2 protein-coding genes and 1 pseudogene are annotated in these 1661 nt (G+C 62.1%); all 3 read left to right on the top strand.

Annotated elements, in window-relative coordinates; translation table 11 throughout:
* Positions 1–175 (top strand): annotated as a pseudogene (locus tag A2I95_RS36120) (glycerophosphodiester phosphodiesterase); the annotation flags it as partial.
* A gap of 156 nt (positions 176–331) precedes the next feature.
* Entirely contained in the window at positions 332–691 is a 360-nt protein-coding gene (locus tag A2I95_RS36115; protein ID WP_129371313.1) for an iron-sulfur cluster assembly accessory protein, read from the top strand.
* Positions 692–830: 139 nt separating this feature from the next.
* Entirely contained in the window at positions 831–1580 is a 750-nt protein-coding gene (tpiA, locus tag A2I95_RS36110; protein ID WP_291737333.1) for a triose-phosphate isomerase, read from the top strand.
* Positions 1581–1661 lie beyond the last annotated feature (81 nt).

Below are 1661 nucleotides of genomic sequence, written 5' to 3'. Positions count from 1 at the left end.
CTCCGGCCCGCTGCAGGGCGGCGAATGGTATTTCCAGTCGCTCGCAGGTCTCAGCCGCGGCGACGGCATGTATTATCAGCTGCTGGACGTTCTGGCACAGGACGCAGGTGTCGAAGGCGTTTTTTCCGACTGGCCTGCCACCGTCACCTACTATGCAAATTGCATGGGACTGTGACACCATTGGCCTGTGATCGGCGGCAGCGCAGGTTTCAGGCCGCTCCCCGTTGAAAATCCGCATACAGAATACATGTTACCTGCCTGCCTGGACGTTTGCGGGGTTGAGCCGCGGCAGCACCAGCCCTAGATAGGGAATAAGTGTAAGGAGAAACCCATGTTCGGCATTCCCGGCAAACAAGCTGTGACCATGACGCCCAAGGCAGCAGCGCAGATCGCCAGGCTGATGGCCAAGGACGGCCATGCCGGCCTGCGCATCGGCGTCAAGAAAGGCGGCTGTGCGGGCATGGAATACACCATGGAATACGTCAACGAGCCCTCTGCCAACGATGAAGTGGTGGAACAGGACGGCGCCCGCATCCTGATCGCGCCGATGGCGCAGATGTTCCTGTTCGGCACCGAAATCGACTATGAGGTGACGCTCTTGGAAAGCGGTTTCAAGTTCAACAACCCCAATGTCGCGGATGCCTGCGGCTGCGGCGAATCGATCAGCTTCAAGGAACTGCCCGGCGCCTGATCCGGTCCAGACGGGACGCAATCAGCGGGCGGGGTCTTCCCCGCCCTTTTTGTGGCCGGTCCCCGGCCAAGCGAATTGCGCCACTCCGCCGCTGGTGTTACCTGTCACGCCCACATAACGAGGATCGGAGGCATCCCCCATGCGGCGGAAACTGGCAGCAGGCAACTGGAAAATGAACGGCACCGGCGACAGCCTGGGTGAATTGGCAGCCCTGGCCGAAAGCCATGCCGGCCCGGCTGCGGACATCCTGATCTGCCCGCCGGCAACTCTGCTGTCGCGCGCAGCCGACATCGCCAAAGGCAGCGCCGTCGCCATCGGCGGCCAGGACTGCCACGCAAACGCCTCCGGCGCCCACACCGGCGATCTGTCAGCTGCCATGCTGAAAGACGCCGGCGCCTCCGCCGTGATCCTCGGCCATTCCGAGCGCCGCGCCGACCACGGCGAAACTGACGCCCAGATCTGCGCCAAAGCCGAAGCCGCCATCGCAGAAGGCCTCACTGCGGTGATCTGCATCGGTGAAACCTTGTCCGAGCGCGAAGGCGGCGACACGCTGAAGGTGGTTGGCGCTCAGCTTGCAGGTTCCGTCCCGGCCTCTGCCACCGGCAAAAACACCGTTGTGGCATACGAACCGATCTGGGCCATCGGCACCGGCAAAGTGCCGACACTTGAGCAAATTTCCGAAGTGCACAACTTCCTGCGCGCCGAACTCACCACCCGCTTCGGGGCCGGGACCGCAGAGGCCATCCGCCTGCTCTACGGCGGCTCGGTCAAGCCATCGAACGCAAGAGAGATCTTTGCTGTCTCCAATGTCGATGGAGCACTTGTAGGCGGCGCCAGCCTCAAGGCCGCGGATTTCTCCCCGATCATCACCGCGCTTGAGGCCGCCTGAGCCAAGAAAATTCGAATTTTCTTGGCAAAATTCTTCGAAGAATTTTGCCGCAGAACGCAAAACGGCGCCCGAACAACCGGG

This window comes from Leisingera sp. F5 (assembly GCF_001593695.1).
The sequence above is the reverse complement of the archived record's forward strand: the minus strand, read 5'-3'. Positions and strand labels throughout refer to the sequence as shown.